The organism is Streptomyces vietnamensis, from assembly GCF_000830005.1.
Lineage (GTDB): Bacteria > Actinomycetota > Actinomycetes > Streptomycetales > Streptomycetaceae > Streptomyces > Streptomyces vietnamensis.
In genome coordinates this window covers 1,055,812-1,073,460 of sequence record NZ_CP010407.1, presented here as the reverse complement: position 1 = coordinate 1,073,460, position 17,649 = coordinate 1,055,812, and the positions used below count along the sequence as shown (strand labels likewise).

The window sequence follows — 17,649 nt, the reverse complement described above, 5'->3', positions numbered from 1 at the left end:
CGGCATGAACACCGTGAACGACCACCCCCCGTCCCTCGACACGCTGGTGGAGGAGCTCCGCCGTGGCGAGGAGACCTGGGGCTCGATGTCCCTCTCCGCGCGCCGGGACCTGCTCGCGGTCCTGTCGGAAGCTCTCCAGCAGCATGCCCAGGAGTGGGTCGACGTCGCCTGCTCCATCAAGCGGCTGTCGCCCACGTCCCAGCTCGCCGGTGAGGAATGGATCAGCGGGCCCTACGCCGTGCTCAGTGGGGTGGGGGCCCTGTCCGCGACGCTCGCGGCCCTTGAGGGCGGACGCAGTCCGCTCGACGGCTTCCACCTCTCGCAGGCCCCCGATGACCGGGTCGCGGTCCGGGTCCTTCCCCACACCCTGTTCGACCGGCTCCTGCTCAACGGTTTCACCGCCGAAGTGTGGTCCAAGCCGGGCGTGACGGCCGATCGGTTGCGGAAGGCCGCAGGACTCGGCCAGCGCACGCCGAAGGAGACCGGCGGTATCGGCCTCGTCCTCGGGGCCGGCAACATCTTCTCGATCGCGCCGCTCGACACGCTCTACGAGCTGTTCGCCCACAACCGGGTCGTCCTGCTCAAGCTGAACCCGATCACGGACCCGCTGCTGCCGGTGCTGAACAAGGTGTTCGCCCCCTTCATCGAGCTGGGCCTCCTGCGGATCGTCACCGGTGGTGTCGAATTCGGTGCGGCGGCGGTGGCGCACCCGGGGATCGGCCACGTGCACATCACCGGCAGCGTCACGTCCCATGACGTCATCGTGTTCGGCCCCGGTGAGGAAGGCCGGGCCCGGCAGACGCGCGGCGAGGTGCTCCTCGACAAGCCGATCACCAGTGAGCTGGGCGGTGTGTCGCCGACGATCGTGGTCCCGGGGAACTGGTCGAAGCGTGACCTCGCCTTCCAGGCGGAGCACATCGTGACCCAGAAGCTCCACAACAACGGGTACAACTGCATCGCGTCCCAGGTCCTCGTGCTCAGCAGCGACTGGGCCCAGAAGGACGACTTCCTCAAGGCCCTGCGCAAGGCCTTCACCGACGCGGTCGCACGTCCCGCCTACTACCCGGGCAGCGACGACCGGTGCGCGGCCGCGGTGAGGGACCACCCCGGCACCGCCAAGCAGGTCGCGGACGGCTCCCGTGTGCTGCTCGAGGAGATCCCCGTCGGCGACGACATCGCCTTCGCCGAGGAGTACTTCGCCCCCGTCCTGGCCGTCACCAGCCTTCCCGGACAGGGACGCGACTTCCTCGACCGCGCCGCCGCTTTCGCGAACGACCGGCTGTCGGGAACCCTCGGCGCGAACGTCGTGGCGCACCCTCGGACCATCAGGGCGCTGGGCGCCGACTTCACCCGGTTCATCGCCGATCTGCGCTACGGCACGGTCGCGGTCAACGCGTGGACCGGCGTCGGCTACCTGACCGCCCGCGCCACCTGGGGCGCGTTCCCCGGCCACACCCTCCAGGACGCGCAGAGCGGCATAGGCATCGTCCACAACGGGCTCCTGCTGGACGGCACCGAACGGACCGTCGTGCACGGACCGTTCCGTCCTTTCCCACGGTCGGTGCTCACCGGCCAGTTCACTCTGTCTCCGCGGCCGCCGTGGTTCGTCACCAACCGCACCGCGGCCGTGACCGGACGCCGGCTCGCCGCCTTCGCCGGCCGTCCCGGGTGGGCCAAGCTCCCCGGCATCTTCGCCTCCGCACTGCGCGGCTAGGGCCTGTCTCCGGACCGGGCCCAGGACGATGAGACCGCCGGAAACCCTCCCAGATCCAGAAAGAGCCGCCATGCCGTCCTACAACCTCGCCGACCTGCTCGAAGGCAGCGCAGCGAAGTACCCCGAGCGGACCGCGATCGTGCTCGGCGACACCCGCCTGAGTTACGCCCAGGTCGACGGCGCCGCCAACCAGGTCGCCAATCTGCTGGTCTCCCGTGGCGTGCGGCCCGGGGACAAGGTCGCCCTGATGATCCCGAACCTGCCGCACTTCACGATCATCTACAACGGCATCCTCAAGGCAGGTGCCACCGTCGTCCCCCTGAACATGCTCCTCAAGGGCCGCGAAATCGCCTACCACCTCGACGACTCCGACGCCGTGGCCCTCTTCGCCTTCGAGGGTTCGCCCGATCTGCCCATCGGTCAGGAGGCCTACGCCGGGTTCCAGGATTCGGCCGGCACGAGGGACTTCTTCGTGGTGACCGCCGACCCGGTCGCCGCGAGTCCCGTCGCGGGTGCCGAGACCTTCGGCGCCGCGGTGGCGGATCAGGCGCCGGACTTCGAGACGGTCCGGACCGACGAGGACGACACCGCGGTCATCCTGTACACCTCCGGGACGACCGGCCGGCCCAAGGGGGCCGAGCTGCGGCACCGCAACATGCGGGACAACGCACTCGTCAGCAAGGAGCTGTTCGGTGCCGACGAGCACCGTCCGGACACCTACCTGTGCGTGCTGCCGCTGTTCCACTCCTTCGGCCAGACGGTGATCCAGAACGGCGCCGCCGCCTACGCGGGCACCGTCGTGATGCTGCCCCGGTTCGGAGCCCAGGCAGCGATCACCGCCATGCTCAAGGAAGCCGTGACGTTCTTCGCCGGCGTCCCCACGATGTACTGGGCGCTGCTCGGGATCCTCGACGAAACCGTCGACGTCGCCACGCTCGCGCGCAACCTGCGCATGGCCGTCTCCGGAGGCTCGGCCCTGCCGGTCGAGGTCCACAAGGAGTTCGAGAGGCGGTTCGGCGTCGTCATCGCCGAGGGCTACGGCCTGTCCGAGACCTCACCCGTCGCGGCGTTCAAGCCGCATGGTGCCCCGGCCCGTCCGGGATCGATCGGCACCCAGCTGCCCGGGGTCGAGCTCAAGCTCGTCGAGCCCTCGTCCTGGAGCGAGGTGCGATGGACGCCCGACGCCGTCGGTGAGATCGCCGTCAAGGGCCACAACGTCTTCAAGGGCTACCACAACCGCCCGGAGGAGACCGCAGGAGTGCTCAGCGAGGACGGCTGGTTCCGCACCGGCGACCTCGCCAGACGCGACGAGGACGGCTGGTACTACATCGTCGACCGCGCCAAGGACATGATCATCCGCGGCGGCTTCAACGTGTACCCGCGGGAGATCGAAGAGGTTCTCCTCACCCATCCGGCCGTCTCGCTCGTCGCCGTCATCGGCGTGCCGCACGGCACCCACGGCGAGGAGGTGAAGGCGATGGTCGTCCTCAAGAGCGGGGCCGACGCCACGGCCGAGGAACTCGTCGCCTGGTCGCGGGAACAGATGGCGGCCTACAAGTACCCGCGGATCGTCGAGATCGTCGACAGTCTGCCGATGACCGCCACCGGCAAGATCCTCAAGCGTGAGCTGCGCTGATGCACGCCGGATCGCCACCCGACGCGGCTCCTGAGGCCGTGAACCGCGTCCAGCTGATCAGTCTGGTCAGCGGCCTGCCCCGCACCCCTGGAGGTACCTGATGAACGACGGAAATCCCGACATCCGCAAGGTCGGCGTGGTGGGCTGTGGATTGATGGGGTCCGGGATCGCCGAGGTGTTCGCGCGCAGCGGCCTGCACACGCTGGTCCACGAGGTGGACAAGGCGGCGCTGGACTCCGGCCGGGAGCGGATCGGCCGGTCACTCGCGCGGGCCGTGGAGCGTGGCAGGCTCACCCCCGAACAACTGGAGCGGGTGGAGGCTTCCCTGGCCTTCACCACCGACTTGGAGGACTTCGCCGACCGGGACCTGGCCATCGAGGCCGTGCCGGAGATCGAGGACCTGAAGGTCGGTGTCTTCACCACGCTCGACCGCGTCGTCCAGCGGACCGACGCCCTGTTCGCGTCCAACACGTCCTCGATCCCCATCATGAAGCTCGGTGCTGCCACGTCACGGCCGGGGCAGGTCATGGGCCTGCACTTCTTCAACCCCGTCCCGGTCCTCGACCTCGTCGAGCTGGTGCCGTCGCTGCTGACCGACGACAGCGCCTGGACGAGAATGCGGCACTTCGTGAGCACCGTCCTGGGGCGGCACGTCATCGTCTCCCAGGACCGGGCCGGTTTCGTCGTCAACTCCCTCCTGGTTCCCTACCTGCTCTCGGCGATCCGCATGTTCGAGTCGGGCTTCGCCGTCGCCCACGACATCGACGAGGGCATGGTGCGCGGCTGCGGCCACCCCATGGGGCCGCTGGCCCTGGTGGACCACATCGGTCTGGACACGACATTGGCGGTCGCCGAGTCCCTGTACGCCGAATTCAGGGAACCGCACTACGCGCCGCCGCCCCTGCTGTCCCGGATGGTCCAGGCCGGCAACACCGGACGGAAATCCGGGCGGGGCTTCTACACGTATCCGACGGCTGCCTCCCGGTAACGGGACTCGGCGCGAAGGTGCCGTTCCCCATCGAAAGCGCCGTTTCCCACCCCCTCGACCCCGTCGCCCTTCGACCCCGCCCCGACGGTCGGAGGGCGACGGTTCTTTGCCCCCACGCACCACCCTCACCCTCAGGAGTTCCACCATGCTGACGACCCGATTCACCCAGGAGTTCGGGGTACGCCATCCCGTCGTGTGCGGAGGGATGACCGGTGTCGGGACGGCACCGCTCATCGCCGCCGTCGCCGAAGCAGGCGGGCTCGGCTTCCTCACCGCGCTCACCCAGCCGACTCCTGCCGCCCTGGCCGACGAGATCAAGCGGGTCCGGGACCTCACGGACCAGCCCTTCGGAGTCAACCTGACGATCCTGCCCACCGTCGCGGCAGTCGACTACGAGGAGTACCGCGATGTGATCGTGGCCTCCGGCGTCCCGTTCGTGGAGACGGCGGGCAGCAACCCCGAGCCGTTGCTCCCGTACTTCCACGGCGCCGGGATGAAGGTGATCCACAAGGCGACCTCTGTGCGGCACGCGCTCAAGGCCGAACGGCTCGGCGTGGACGCCGTGTCCATCGACGGCTTCGAGGCCGCCGGCCACCCCGGCGAGGACGACGTCCCCGGGCTGGTGCTGATACCGGCCGCCGCTCAGCGTCTGTCCATCCCGTTGATCGCCAGTGGTGGGATCGCCGACGCCTCCGGGCTGGTGGCGGCGCTGGCGCTCGGCGCCGACGCCGTCAACATGGGCACCCGGTTCGTCGCCACCCGGGAATCCCCCGTGCACGAGGCAGTCAAGCAGCAGATCGTGACGAACGACGAACGTTCCACGGTGCTGGTCTTCCGTAAGTTCCGGAACACCGCCCGCGTGGTCCGCAACGCCGTCAGTGAGGAGATCCTGCGCATCGAGGCCGACCGTGGAACCGACTTCTCCGACATCGCCCACCTCGCCTCCGGCAAGCGCGGCCGACAGCGCGTGCTCGCGGAAGGGCAGACGGACGACGGCATGTGGTGGGCAGGCCAGTCCCAGGGACTCATCACCGACATCCCCTCGGTCGGTGACCTGATCTCCACCCTCGTCACCGACGCCGAGCTCCTCATCACCCTGCGCCTCAACGGCCTCGTCAGCTCGTAGGGACACCCGAAACGGTTCTCCGCGGAAGCCCCCTCCTGCCCCGCCTTGACGGCGGCTTCCGCGAAGACCTCGGCAGACGCAGACGCCGACCCTGCGGTTCTCCGCAGGGTCGGCGTCTGTGTGAGGTGCCGGCCTGTTCAGGCGAGTGCCGCTGCCCTACCGGCCGACGTCACGGGAGAGGGCGCGGCGGAAGGCACCGCGCGTGTCACCGCCCGACGCGTTGCTGCCGAGCCACCCGAGGACAAAGGCAGCAGGCACGGCGACCAGACCCGGTGAGTGGTACGGATACCAGCTGAAGTCGACGTCGGGCCACACCGCGTACGAGGTGCCGGACACGGTGGGCGAGAAGAACGTCAGTACGGCGCACAGGAACAGTCCCCCGTAGACGGACCACAGCAGTCCTCTCCTGTTGAAGCCCTCCCAGAAGAAGGAGTAGACCAGCACGGGGAAGACGCACGCCGCGGCAACGCTCAGGGAGAAGGTCACGAGGAACTCGACGGGCTGTCGGTGGACGGCCACGGACAAGGAGAGGCACAGGACGCACAGGCCGACGACGACAGAACGCAGCACCCGTACTTCTCCTTGGTCGGTACGGCTCCGCCCGGCGCGCGCGAACACGTCGTGAGTGAGGGAGACCGCGGCGGCGAAGCTGATGCTGGTCACACCGGTGAGGACAGCCATGAAAGCGACACACGCCATGACGGTGATGAGCACGATCCGGGGGTCCGATCCGTACCCGAGCACGCCCGCGGCCAGCAGGACCGGCGCGGCTTGTCCGTTGGGGTCGACCGAGGCGATGTCCTTGCTGCCCACCACGGCCGCGGCCGCGAATCCCGTCGTGATCAACAGGAGGAAGAACGCGCCCACCAGCCCTGTGGCGACGCTGACGGACCGACGCGCCGTGTGCGGCGTGCTGGAGGCGCTGACCCGCAGGATCAGATGGGGCAGCATGGCCGTGCCGAGGACCACGACGACATGGTCGCTGACGGTGTTGAGGGAGCCGAGGCCCGCCGTGTGCGCCCAGAGCCCTGGCGCCAGAAATCCCTCCGGGTCCACGCTGTTCCTGGCTGCTGTCTCGAGGAGCACGCCAGGGTCCCACTCCATTTTCCTGAGGCTCAGCAGCGCGACCACCGCGAGCACCAGCAGAGTGACGGGGACTTTGACGACCTGGAGGAGGCTGGTGCCCTTCAGGTCCGCCACAGCGGCGAAGCAGACGATGAGGCCCCCCATCAGCACGGTGCACGCGATCTGGGCCGCGGAGGACGACTTGCCGATCAGCAGCGCCGCGCTGATGCCGCCGGCCCGCAACTGGATCACGAGCAGGGGGATCGTGATGACCAGGGTCACCACGGCCGCGGCCGTACGAAGGCCCTGCCCCGACGCACGCAGGGTGAACAGCCCCCCGAGCGTGTAGCGGCCGCTCCTGCGAATTCGCTGGGCCAGGAGGAGCAGGACGGCCAGTGCGACGGCACTGTCGACGGCGGTGGCGAATCCGTCGTATCCGAAGAGGGCGACCGCGCCCGTCGTGGCGAACAGGCTGACGACCGATATCTGCTCGCCGGCCATCGCGAACCCGTTGAAGACGGGGGAGAGGGAGCGGCCGGCGGTGTAGAGGCGCTCGGGGTTCTCGTCCTGTGCGGCGAGTGTGAAGACCCACAACAGACAGACGGCGACGAAGACGAGGAACGCCGTGATCACCGCTCCGCCGGCATCGGAGCCGACGGGGTTGAGCAGGCCCGAGCTCATCGTGTGTCGGGTCATCGGCTCACCACCCGTCCCGGGAGGTACCGGTCTGCGGGAAGGCGTCGAGGGGATCGGACAGGCGGGTCGCCTGCCTCTCGTACCACCAGGTGGAGGTCATGAGGAGGGCGAGTTGGAGAAGTCCCCACACGATGCCGAGAGTCAGTCGCGCGTTGACGCGGACTTCGGCGATCTGGGTGGAGCAGGACATCACGACCCCGACGCCGAGGGAAGCCGCGTTGAGGACGAGGTAGGTGCGCAGGGCGCCGTGGAGGGTTCTGCGGTGCCCTTCACTGTTTTTCCGGGGGGCGCTGGGCGCGTCCTGTGATGTCGGCGCTGGGCCTGAGGAGGAGGCGGGGTGCACGGGAGGCTCCGGGCGGGTGAGGTGAGGGGGCGGGACACTGAGGGGTACGGGGGGAGGCCGGGCTGGCACCGGGGACACGGGCAGGGCCGGGCCCGGCGGGACGACCGCGTGTGCGCGCCGGCCACCAGTGAAGCGGGTGGCCGGCGTTGGTGCGGGCCGGGCGCCACCGTGGGGTGGTGACGCCCGGCCCGTCGGGTTCGCGTCGTGGATCAGCCCGTGACGTCGCGACCCAGCACGCGGCGGGCGATGACCCACTTCTGGATCTCGTTGGCGCCTTCGTAGATTTCGCCGATCTTGCTGTCGCGGTAGAGGGTCGACACCACGGAGGTCGCGCCGTCGGCGCCGCGTTCCTGCACGAAACCCATGCCGCCGAAGACCTGTACGGCGTCCCGGGCGATGTCGACTGACAGGCGCGTGCCGAGGAGCTTGGCCATCGCCGCCTCCGGCTCGGGGAAGTCGACTCCCTCGTCCATGCGCAGTGCGGCCTTGAGGTAGGTGCTGCGTGCCGCTTCCAGCTGCGTCGCGTACTCCGCGACGGCGAACTGCCAGTGCTGGTTCGCACCCAGGGGCTTGCCGAAGGCGTGGCGGGTGGTCAGGTGGGCCGTCATGTGGTCGAAGGCGGCCTGGGCCATGCCCACGCCGGCGGCGCCGATGCCGATGCGGCCGTAGGTCAGGGTCTGCAGGGCGATCTTGAGGCCTTCGCCGGGCCGGCCGAGCACGTCGTCGTCGGTGAGCCGTACGTCGGAGAAGGTGACGTCGGCGGTGAGCTGGCCTCGGTTTCCGATCTTGCGGTCGGGTAGGCCGACGCTGACGCCGGGGGCGTTGGTCGGGACGATGAACGTGGTCAGGCGGTCGTCGGTGCGCGCCAGGACGACGACGAACGCGGCGACCGGAGAGTTGGTGATCCACCGCTTGGTGCCGTTGAGGACCCAGCCGTCGCCGGTGCGGTCGGCACGGGTTTGCACGGCGGTGGGCGCCAGGTCGCTGGAGGCTCCGGGCTCGCTGGTGGCGAAGGACCCGACGATTTCTCCGGCGACCAGCGGGCGCAGCCATTGCTGCTTCTGCTTGTCGGTGCCGTGCTTGAGCGCGTTTCCAGCGAGGATGCAGTGGACGTCGAAGACCGCGGCGACGCTGTTGGAGTGGTAGGCGATCTCCTCGACGGCGACCGCGGTCGCGGTGGCCGGGTGAGTCAGGTCGTCGCCGCCGACGTCGCCGGCGAACGGGATGCGGAACAGCCCGCGGCGGGCGAGCTCGTCGAACACCTCACGGGGGAACCCCTCGACCCGCTCGTCCCCGGTGGCGATGGCGTGGGCCGCGGGGGCGACGACCTCGTCCGCCATGGCGCGGACGCGCTCACGGACGGCGAGGACCTCCTGCGGGCTGAGCCGATCGTGGTACATCCGGTCGTACAGGCGAACCACGGAGGCGGTGGCGCCCGTCGGCGTGACTGTCGAGGTGGTCATAGTCGATCTCTTTCAGGTTGGGAAGGCGCTCGGCAGGGGGAGAGACGGCCGAGGCTGCAACAGGGCGAGGAGGAGATCCGAGTCGTGGAGACGGCTCTCTTCTCGTTACTGCCGGTGCGCGATCGGCTGTGCGCGTGAAGCTGTCCTGCGACGTCGGACAGGGGTCCTGGGAGAAGCCGATCAAAGGATCGCTACAGCGCATGGTCAGCTAGATTCGGTCGTACGTCCGACTTAACATAGAGGCACGTACGCTCAAGGCGCAACGGCGGGGTTTGGTCATGACTCGGCCGTCCGGGCGAAGCGCCCCGCAGAGGCTGTTCAGCTGGAACGGATTGCCTGAACCGGGCGAGAAAGGGTGCGGGGTCGCGGCCGGGGTGGTCACGTCGAGTGCGTGCTCCAGGTCGCGGCGTCCGCGGTCAGCCCTCCCTCTTGTGTGCTGTGAGGGGTTTGCCTACGCTAAAAGGCGGTCGCTTGACCGAGTTTTAATGTTCGCGGATAAGAGGGCCCGCTCCGGGCGCGGTGGATCGCCGACCGGTGCGCTTCCGTCCCGGCAGGTGAAGCGGACGCCGGGGCATCCCCGGGCCGCCGTCAGCCGTCATCCCGTGATCGAGAAGGGCAGCACCACCATGTACGTGAAGACGGTCGAGCACGAGGCACTCGTCGGCCCGCCGAAGACGGTCACCGAGCTCTGCTTCCAGCGCTGCACATGGTGCACGACTGCCGTGCTGCGCACGTCCCTGCTGTGCCCGGTCTGCGCGTCAACGGATCTGGAGTGGGTGAGCAGCAAGGGCCGTGGCCGGATCCACGGGTCGGTGACGGTGCGTAGGCAGGGTGCGCGCCCGCGGACGATGGCGGTGGTGGACCTGGGCGACGGCGTCAGACTGCGTGGAGCCGTCGATGGTGTGGCCCCGGGACTCGCCCCCTACGGGGCACCCGTGAGCGTACTGGAGATCACCCCTGACGGGGTGCCGGTGTTCGAGCTGGAGCCGCCGCTCCGCGATGACTGGTAGACGTCTCGCCGTCAGCCTGAGGGCGGGGCGCCGTCTCGACGATCCCGGCAGGATGCGCGTCGACCCACCCCATGGCGGTCGAGGAGGCTTTCGGATCTGCCCGGTCCTCGGGATTCGAGCAGGCTCCTCCGCTCCACCGCGGGGTCAAGTGCCGGCATCGCGGAGGCTGCACAGGCCGGACCGGCGAGGGCGGCTCCTCGACCCGATCCGGTCGACGGACCGAAACCCGTCTGCCTGTCGGGCTCCGGACACCAGGCAGGGCAAGGTCGGGGAGACCTCGCCTCATGCGTCCGGTCGCCGACTCCCGCGTGGCCAGGCAGAACCTAGGCGCGGCGTGGCGTGCAGCACGCCACGCCGCGCCTCGGTCCGTCCGGCAGCCGGGTGGCGAACTCCGCAGCCTCGGCCGATCACAGCGCCGTGAGCACCTCTTCGGCGACCCGCTCCCCGGACAGCACGGCGCCTTCGAAATAGCCGCTGTAGCGGGGCGAGGTCTCGGTGCCGGCCCAGTGGACGCGTCCCACCGGTTGCGCGCCGGCCGTGCGGACAGCCTCAAGAGAGCCGGGACGGGGCCACGCCATGTAACCACCCAGGACGAACTCGTCCCTGTGCCAGGACTTCTCGTGGAAGCTCACCGGATGGCGGGCGAGTTCGCCGAAATTCCGGGCCAGTTCGGCCAGGACCGTGGCACGGCGAGTCTCCTCGGTCAGGTCGTCCAGATTGCGGGCGCCCCGGCCGGGTACCAGAACGCACAGGTGGCCCCGGCCGCCGGGCGGCGAGACGTCGAAAGCGGAAGGGATCGGGCCGTCGAGAGCGAAGAGTTCGCCGCTGTACCCGTCGGCACGCCAGAACGGCGAGTCGTAGACGATGACGGCCTTGTAGACCGTCCCCATGAATGTGTCCCGCTGCACCAGCTCCCGCGCCTCCGGGAGGGCGGGCCGGTGAGCGATCGCTTTCGCCACAGGAGGTGCGGCCGTGACAACGACCCGGCGGGCGCGAGACGCCCCGTAGGGGGTGCTGACCGTCACGCCGGCTCCATCGCGGGCGAGTCCGAGGACTGGCTGATTCAGCTGGATCACCGGCCCAAGCTCGGTGGCGATCGCTTCTGCGAGTCCGCCGGCACCGCCCGTCAGTAGAGCGTCTTGCGCTCCGCCTTCAATGCCGAACATCTCGCGCAGACCTCCGGCGCCCCTGATCCCTTGCGCCACGGCCCGGACGGAGACCGACTCGGGGTCGGTGGCAGTGACTTCCCCCAACGCCACCTCCAGGAGCCGGCGCGCCCGCCGGGGACCGACCTTCGCCAGCCACGTGGCGAGGGTCTGGTCGTCACGCGCCCCCAGCCCGAACCGCTCCGCCACAGCAAGCCTCGTAAGGGCCGCGCCGACGGCGACACCGGTCGCCGAGAGCATCGACACGTCGCGCCCCCGGTGACGGATCAGTGCTTTGCCCTCGGTGTGGGTCGGAAACAGGGATACCCCGAACTCTTCCGCCAGGGAGCGCACCTTCACGTGATCGTGACCGATCCACTGACCGCCCAGGTCCACGGCTGTGCCGGCCGCCGACGTCACCGTCATCGCCCGGCCGCCCACGCGGTCGGCCGCTTCGAGAACCTGGACCGTGAGCCCACTGTTCAGCAGGCTGCGGGCTGCGATCAGACCCGCGTACCCCGCACCGACAACGACGACATCCACATCCACATCACTCATGACCGCCCCTTTGTGCAACAGACGTTGTGTAACTAGTGTTGCATACGTCGAGAGGTCATCGGCGACTGAGGCCGTAAGGCTCTGTCGGCGCTCCGAGGCTCTCGACTGACCCTCGATCAAGCCGACTTCACCTGCTCCGGAACTTGAGGGGGCGATGTCGGCACCGTTCGACGAGGGCAGTCTCGGTAGCTCTGCACCCGTGAGACAGGCGCAGTGCAGCGGGTTGGCCGCCACCGGGAACGGGGGGCGGGAGCGGATCCGGCCGCAGGCTGCGGGAGAAGAACTGGGAGACAGTTGCCGCCCTGTGAGTCGGCGAGCGGTCGGTGGAGCCGCCAGTGGCGCGAGCGGGGCGAGATCGAAGTTCTGTCGAAGGGCCCACCCGGGCGACCGAGGGTCAATGAGAAGCAGGCCGCCAAGCTGGAGCGGGAGTTGGAGTGCGTCCCCTGGCCTACGGCTCGGGTGATCAGCGGTGGACCCTGGCCGGTTGCAGTCACGCAAGAGGCTTGGTCGGCGCCGGGGCGCTGGTGAAACTCATCGCCGCAAAGTCGATCGCCCCCGTTCGGGAGACACTCGGCGTTTCGCCTTACCCCAGGGGTGCGTTGACGCACGCAGAAATGGAAACCCGTGGTGCTGACGTGAGTGCGAAAGACGGGATGCTGGAGGAGCCGAGAAACCTTGATGTCACGGCGCGCAGCGTGGCCGGGTGCGGGTGCGGGTGCGGGTGCGGGTGCGGGTGCGGGTGCGGGTGCGGGTGAGGGTGAGGAGCGATGTGGCTGCTCATGTGCGACGCGATGTGCGAGCGCAGGGTGAGTGCGGCCGAGCATGTCGACGTCTTGTCGTCGTGCCCGGCGGTCTCGGCGCCGTGGAGGAGGGCTTCGAGGTGTGGACGGGGAAGCGGACCTGGTCCGACGAGGTCCCGTGCGGGCCAACGTGTGGACCGTTCGGCTCCGGGGACGGTCGAGATCGCCCGCGGCATCGAAGAGCGGGCGCCGGAGAATCTCCCGGCAAAGGCAGAAGGGTGAACGCAGGCCACACAGCAACTGGTGGGACGCGCATCGGGCTCGGACTGAGTCGGCCGCTCGAACATGGACGTATCGCGCGCATTGCGCTCGGCGCCTCGGCTCGTTGGCGTGGCAGGTCGACTCAACCGTAGCCGGGCGATGAGTGACGCGTCGGGCAGCGAGAACGTTCTCACTGCCCGACATCACCGCCGGTTGGTGCGCACGCCCGTTCCGGGGGCACGCGGAGCAGCCTGGCGGGTGGACCGGCGCTCTGGCCATCTCAGACGGCCGCGACGGCCGAGAATCTCGCCGGCGCCCGGCTGTACTACGGGGCAGTCGATGGATTCATCAAAGCCTCTGGGCTTCGGGCCGTCGGGCCGTCATGAGAACAGTTCCTTGTTTTCGTACTTCCGGAAGAATTCCTCCAGCTTCGGAGTGATATCCGAGAAGCGCCCGCTCAGTGCAAGCTGCATCATTTCGATCTGGATGACTTCCTGGTCGACCATGTAGTCGAGGAATGCCTTTCCGTCCTTCGGTCCCGTTCCGCGAACGCGGCGAAGGTCTTCCAGATACTTCACGGTCTTGGGGTACGCGAACTTCAGAAGCGGGCGGAGCATGAACTTGGGCGTTGCTCCGATCAGCGTGCCCCTGGTCTTGGTCCAGCCGGTCGGCTTGGCGTTCATGCCCCACCTCTGCGCGGCTTGCTCGTAGCGAGGGACGTTGAACCGCTCGAGTTCGCTATAGCCTCCCCAGAAGGAGAGTTGTGGGTCACCGTGCAGGCGCCTCGCGACGCCTGACATGGAGATCAGGGCGAACTGGCGGTTCTGGAGTTCGTAATCGAACCCTTCCCTGAATTCTATGGAATACATATCAGCTCCAGTCCTTCTACTGTGCGGATGGCGGCGGAATCTGGCTCGATGCTTGCGCGTGCGGGCAGTGCCGGAGGCCCTTGGTGAAATTCTTGAAATCCATGTCAGTTTCCCTTCACTCTTCTCCAGCTGGCTGCATGAGGCATGTGCGTGTGCCTCCGCGCTGATCGCAAGACACATGCTTCGGTAGCTCGCCGCGAGAACGGGGAACGGAAGCCCCTGATGCAGAAACCGCTGGGGCGACCCATCGGGGGCGATTGCAGATGCCAGGCGCAACGGGCAAGTGCGCAGCACGATGGTTCTGCATCAGATGCACCGCTGAAAGCGGAGCCCGGTGACCGTCTGGGAGAGCCTTCACCCAAGCCCCTGGACGGACTACCCGATCCCGAGGGTGCCGCAGGCCGCCGTACCCTCGCTCACGTTCAGAGTCGTACGTCCGACCGAGTTTAAGCTAAAGGAGCTCCTCGTCTCGCACAAGAGGTGTGCGAGACTCAACTGACCGAACGAGGAGGCATCGGGTGGCCTACGTCAGGGCAGCGGAGCGCGAGGAACAGATCGTCGCGGCAGCCATGCGAGTACTCAGTTCTGCGGGCGTGCCCGCCATGACCCTGCGCGCCGTGGCGGCGGAGGCCGGCATTCCTCTGGGCACGTTGCACTACGTCTTCCCCGCCAAGGACCAGCTGCTGCGCGCGGTCATGGGCAAGGTCATAGGGGACATCTCGGAGGCGCTTCGCGCCGAGGTGGAGCTCGACCGCGGAGTGGAGCACGCCTTCAGGCAGGGCATCGCCGGCTTCTGGCGCCGGCTGGTGGAGAGCGGCATCGGCCTCCAGGTCATGCAGTACGAGCTGACCACGTACTCCGTGCGGACGGAGGGGACGGGAGGCCTGGCCCAGTCGCAGTACGAGCGCTACAGCTCCCTGGTCACCGAGCTCTGCGAACAGGCGGCGCAGGCCGCGGGAGAGCGCTGCGCCATCGGATTCGACGCGCTGGGGCGCCTGACGCTGGCCCTGGTCGACGGCCTCATCCTGCAGTACGTGGCGAATCCCGACGCCGACCGCGCACGTCGTGACCTCAAACACGCGGTGGACATGATCATCCTGCTCGCCGACCCCCAGCCCGTCGCGCTCAGGAAGAAGGTCCGGGCCGATTGAACGGATCCCGTCGGCGGCCGTGAGGGGAATCCCGGTGCGCCCTGTTTCGACTCGGACGTCCGGCTGAGCTTTGTCGCTCGTCGGAGCCTTCGCCACCAGTGAACCCGGAGTCTCCAGGGACCTGGCGCCCACCGCCGTGAGGCTCGGCCGCGCCGCTGTTGAGGGCGTCCCGCTGTGCGATGTCCCGTCGTGCCGGTTGGTGATTCCACGGTGCGCACCTGGCCCGCGAGGCAAGGGAGAGGGGATGCGTATTATGAAACACGTGTTGCGTTTCCGGTTATGATGACGGCATGCCCCGCCAGATAGATCAGGCCGCGCGACTGGCGGCCATTGAGGACGCCGTGGTTGCCATCGCGGCCGACGCAGGTTTCGAAGCCGTGACGATCCGTGCTGTCGCCAAGCGGGTGGGGGCCTCGACATCGGTCGTGACTCATTACGTGGGCAGCAGGGAAGAGTTGCTGTGCAACGCCGTCCGTCGGGAACTCGACAGCCGCCGCGCCGAAGCCGACGCGGCAGCGCGTGCTCTTGACGGTCAGGCCGCTCTGCGTGCGGTGGTGGAGTGGGCCGTCCTCAGTCCCACCGAACGCAGCCATCGGTTCTGGCTCGCTCTCGTCCTGAACGCGGCCGGACAGCCGACCCTGCGAGGCGAGCTCAACCGGTTCAACCAGTGGTGGAACCAGCGGATCGAGCAGCTGCTCCACGAAGCGGGATCGGCTGACCCTGCGAAGGAGGCCGACCTGGTCAGCTTGTTCGTCGACGGGATAGTCGTCTCCGGGTTCGACGCCGGCCGGCCCTGGACACCGGAACGCCGCACAAAGCTGCTCGACGCCGTCTGGGCAACTCTGAGTTTCTGAGGAGACCAGCGGCCGGCCTTGAGCTCCCTTAGAGGCCCTAACATGATCTTCGCGGGCAGGCGTCGGGTAGGGGGCCGGTTCAGCAGCGGGTCGCGCAGGGAGGCGACGACGAGGTCGGTGAGGGCAGGGTCGTACGTGTGCATGGTGGGCCTTGGTGTTGACGATCAGCGAGCCCGGCCGGGCAGGGGCGGGGCCGAAGGCCAGCCAAATCGGCGCCCGGGTACGAGGGTTCGGTCTCTGTCACAGCTCTGGGGTGGTCGCTTCGTCCGCTCGACCGAACCCGAGGCCCGGCGCGGGGGTGCTCCGGCGAGTCCTCGACGCTCAACTCCAACTGTCGGGCGAGTCCATCCCGGCCCATCTGGGCGCTGCCCGCGACCGTGTCCCCTGCGGCGTCTCCGTCGGCATCATGGACTCGATACCCGAGCTCCTGGACGCGGTGGCGGGCTGCGTGGCCGAGGGCTACGTCCGGATCCAGCTGAAGATCGAGCCCGGCTGGGACGTCGAACCGGTCCGCGCCGTCCGCGAACGCTTCGGAGACGACCTTCTCCTCCAGGTCGACGCCAACGCCGCGTACACCCTCGTCAACACCCAACAGCTCGCGAAGCTAGACGACTTCGGCCTCCTGCTCATCGAACAGCCCGTCGCCAACGATGACATGGTCCAGCACGCCCAGCTCGCCAAGCTGTTGCGCACCCCGATCTGCCTGGACGAGTCCATCGAGTCCGCCGCCGACGCCGCCGCGGCCATCTCGCTGGGCGCCTGCTCGATCATCAACATCAAGCCGGCCCGCGTCGGCGGCTATCTCGAAGCCCGCCGCATCCACGACATCGCCCGCGCCCATGGTGTTCCCGTCTGGTGCGGCGGCATGCTGAAGACCGGCATCGGCCGCGCCGCCAACGTCGCCCTGGCGGCCCTCCCCGGCTTCACCCTCCCCGGCGACACCTCGGGCTCCCACCGCTACTTCGCCACGGACATCACGAAGCCGTTCGTCCTCGCGGACGGCCACCTCGACGTCCCGACGGGCCCGCGGCTCGGCGTCGAGCCGCTCCCCGAACGAGGTCACCACCTCCACCGAGCGGATCGAGCTCTGATCTCTTCACAGTGAGCGGCCGATCCTCCCGAAGGCTCCCTGGACGCAATCACGACCAGGGAGCTTTTGCCGTACCTCGTCGACGGATACGGAACAACCCCGCTGGATTCTGCCCCCAGCACGAAGGAAAGAGCCCGCCGCTCCGGCACATTGGAACCGCCGCACCGCGTGCCGTCAGGAGCTCTTACACCCGCGAGCATCCACGACGCCACGCAGCCCGCCCGCCCGCCTGTCGACTCGGCTGAACCACAGTTCCCGACGGCGAGTGGGTCCCAGGACTCCAGCTGCAGGATCCGCGCCACCTGTCGGCGCAAATTCCTCTCCAGGGGCGCCTGCTGAGGTCAGCCCCCTCACCGGCCCGGCCCGCTGTCACTCACGGTGATTTGCCGCGACATCGACGAGCCGTCCAGAGGGCGGCGAACCGTCCGGCGAACGGGCTTGATGGCGTAGGTGCTGCTGACGGCCCTGTTCTCCCCAGATCCTCCCCAGCGCTTCCGGATCCCCAAAAGGCCAGCTCAGAGGGCCTGTGAAGGGGAGCGCGAGGAGATCACCCGCATCACTTCTCCCCAGCGCCCCGTATGGGTGGTCTGCGCGGCGATGTATGCGCAAACAGTGCGCGGCGCGTCTTTGAGACAGGTGCCCGCTACGGCCGGCCTCGCCGCTTGAAAATCACGTACAAACTGCCTCATGCCACCTTCATCAAGCCGAGGGTGAAGGGTACCCGAGGCCCAGCGCAGCTCCGGCATGGAGTCGAAGCTCATGCCATAAACAGTTCCCACCAGTGTGGGAGCAAAGGAAATCGCCGCCCCCGAGAAGACCTTCTTGAAGTCCTCGCCCTTAACCCGCTGACCTGCGTGGATAGTCGAGTGAGGTCTGCTGAGCTGCGACTTTGCAGATTTCCGGGGCTTTCATATTGATCAGAAACTGATGGGGTTCTCGT

General features: G+C 68.4%; 13 protein-coding genes and 1 pseudogene. 8 read left to right on the top strand and 6 right to left on the bottom strand.

Features of this window, described 5'->3' with window-relative positions; genetic code table 11:
- The first annotated feature begins 4 nt into the window (after positions 1 to 4).
- The 4 genes from SVTN_RS04600 to SVTN_RS04585 all read left to right on the top strand — a co-directional run bounded on the left by SVTN_RS04600 (position 5) and on the right by SVTN_RS04585 (position 5,464).
- Positions 5 to 1,714, top strand: coding sequence for an aldehyde dehydrogenase family protein (locus SVTN_RS04600; RefSeq protein ID WP_052498968.1), 1,710 nt, complete (start codon positions 5 to 7; stop codon positions 1,712 to 1,714).
- A 70-nt stretch (positions 1,715 to 1,784) separates the two neighbouring features.
- Complete coding sequence (locus SVTN_RS04595; protein ID WP_041127898.1) at positions 1,785 to 3,350, top strand: long-chain-fatty-acid--CoA ligase; 1,566 nt, start codon at positions 1,785 to 1,787, stop codon at positions 3,348 to 3,350.
- A 100-nt stretch (positions 3,351 to 3,450) separates the two neighbouring features.
- The gene (locus SVTN_RS04590; RefSeq protein ID WP_041127897.1) at positions 3,451 to 4,338 is read left to right on the top strand and encodes a 3-hydroxybutyryl-CoA dehydrogenase; all 888 of its coding nucleotides are present in this window, start codon (positions 3,451 to 3,453) and stop codon (positions 4,336 to 4,338) included.
- Positions 4,339 to 4,483: 145 nt separating this feature from the next.
- Entirely contained in the window at positions 4,484 to 5,464 is a 981-nt protein-coding gene (locus SVTN_RS04585; RefSeq protein ID WP_041127896.1) for an NAD(P)H-dependent flavin oxidoreductase, read from the top strand.
- A 156-nt stretch (positions 5,465 to 5,620) separates the two neighbouring features.
- Here the strand turns inward: SVTN_RS04585 and SVTN_RS04580 are convergent, their stop codons facing one another.
- The 3 genes from SVTN_RS04580 to SVTN_RS04570 form a co-directional block, all read right to left on the bottom strand.
- Positions 5,621 to 7,225, bottom strand: a complete 1,605-nt coding sequence (locus tag SVTN_RS04580) for a sodium:solute symporter family transporter (RefSeq protein ID WP_041127895.1) — start codon at positions 7,223 to 7,225, stop codon at positions 5,621 to 5,623.
- A 4-nt stretch (positions 7,226 to 7,229) separates the two neighbouring features.
- A complete protein-coding gene (locus SVTN_RS04575) occupies positions 7,230 to 7,415 on the bottom strand; it encodes a hypothetical protein (protein ID WP_041127894.1) in 186 nt (61 codons plus the stop codon).
- 362 nt (positions 7,416 to 7,777) lie between these two features.
- Complete coding sequence (locus SVTN_RS04570) at positions 7,778 to 9,031, bottom strand: acyl-CoA dehydrogenase family protein (RefSeq protein WP_041127893.1); 1,254 nt, start codon at positions 9,029 to 9,031, stop codon at positions 7,778 to 7,780.
- A 554-nt stretch (positions 9,032 to 9,585) separates the two neighbouring features.
- Between SVTN_RS04570 and SVTN_RS44165 the strand changes: the two genes are divergently transcribed.
- Positions 9,586 to 10,041, top strand: coding sequence for a Zn-ribbon domain-containing OB-fold protein (locus SVTN_RS44165; RefSeq protein ID WP_159026420.1), 456 nt, complete (start codon positions 9,586 to 9,588; stop codon positions 10,039 to 10,041).
- Positions 10,042 to 10,448: 407 nt separating this feature from the next.
- Here the strand turns inward: SVTN_RS44165 and SVTN_RS04560 are convergent, their stop codons facing one another.
- Both SVTN_RS04560 and SVTN_RS04555 read right to left on the bottom strand, forming a co-directional pair.
- On the bottom strand, positions 10,449 to 11,744 hold the full coding sequence (locus tag SVTN_RS04560) for a flavin monoamine oxidase family protein (RefSeq protein ID WP_041127892.1): 1,296 nt from the start codon (positions 11,742 to 11,744) through the stop codon (positions 10,449 to 10,451).
- Positions 11,745 to 13,125: 1,381 nt separating this feature from the next.
- Positions 13,126 to 13,614, bottom strand: a complete 489-nt coding sequence (locus tag SVTN_RS04555) for a hypothetical protein (protein WP_041127891.1) — start codon at positions 13,612 to 13,614, stop codon at positions 13,126 to 13,128.
- Between the two features lie 518 nt (positions 13,615 to 14,132).
- Between SVTN_RS04555 and SVTN_RS04550 the strand changes: the two genes are divergently transcribed.
- From SVTN_RS04550 to menC, 3 genes and pseudogenes are all read left to right on the top strand, one after another.
- Entirely contained in the window at positions 14,133 to 14,765 is a 633-nt protein-coding gene (locus SVTN_RS04550; protein WP_041127890.1) for a TetR/AcrR family transcriptional regulator, read from the top strand.
- Positions 14,766 to 15,055: 290 nt separating this feature from the next.
- A complete protein-coding gene (locus tag SVTN_RS40895; protein ID WP_052498966.1) occupies positions 15,056 to 15,619 on the top strand; it encodes a TetR/AcrR family transcriptional regulator in 564 nt (187 codons plus the stop codon).
- 310 nt (positions 15,620 to 15,929) lie between these two features.
- Positions 15,930 to 16,710 (top strand): annotated as a pseudogene (gene menC / locus SVTN_RS04540) (o-succinylbenzoate synthase); the annotation flags it as partial.
- 514 nt (positions 16,711 to 17,224) lie between these two features.
- Here menC and SVTN_RS46355 read toward each other — a convergent pair.
- Positions 17,225 to 17,569, bottom strand: coding sequence for a hypothetical protein (locus SVTN_RS46355; RefSeq protein WP_342669707.1), 345 nt, complete (start codon positions 17,567 to 17,569; stop codon positions 17,225 to 17,227).
- Positions 17,570 to 17,649 lie beyond the last annotated feature (80 nt).

Coding starts and splice junctions, on each gene's coding strand:
- SVTN_RS04595 (WP_041127898.1), top strand. CDS start 1,785: ATGCCGTCCTACAACCTCGCCGACCTGCTCGAAGGCAGCGCAGCGAAG.
- SVTN_RS04570 (WP_041127893.1), bottom strand. CDS start 9,031: ATGACCACCTCGACAGTCACGCCGACGGGCGCCACCGCCTCCGTGGTT.
- SVTN_RS04590 (WP_041127897.1), top strand. CDS start 3,451: ATGAACGACGGAAATCCCGACATCCGCAAGGTCGGCGTGGTGGGCTGT.
- SVTN_RS04560 (WP_041127892.1), bottom strand. CDS start 11,744: ATGAGTGATGTGGATGTGGATGTCGTCGTTGTCGGTGCGGGGTACGCG.
- SVTN_RS04600 (WP_052498968.1), top strand. CDS start 5: ATGAACACCGTGAACGACCACCCCCCGTCCCTCGACACGCTGGTGGAG.
- SVTN_RS04580 (WP_041127895.1), bottom strand. CDS start 7,225: ATGACCCGACACACGATGAGCTCGGGCCTGCTCAACCCCGTCGGCTCC.
- SVTN_RS04575 (WP_041127894.1), bottom strand. CDS start 7,415: ATGTCCTGCTCCACCCAGATCGCCGAAGTCCGCGTCAACGCGCGACTG.
- SVTN_RS40895 (WP_052498966.1), top strand. CDS start 15,056: ATGCCCCGCCAGATAGATCAGGCCGCGCGACTGGCGGCCATTGAGGAC.
- SVTN_RS04555 (WP_041127891.1), bottom strand. CDS start 13,614: ATGTATTCCATAGAATTCAGGGAAGGGTTCGATTACGAACTCCAGAAC.
- SVTN_RS04585 (WP_041127896.1), top strand. CDS start 4,484: ATGCTGACGACCCGATTCACCCAGGAGTTCGGGGTACGCCATCCCGTC.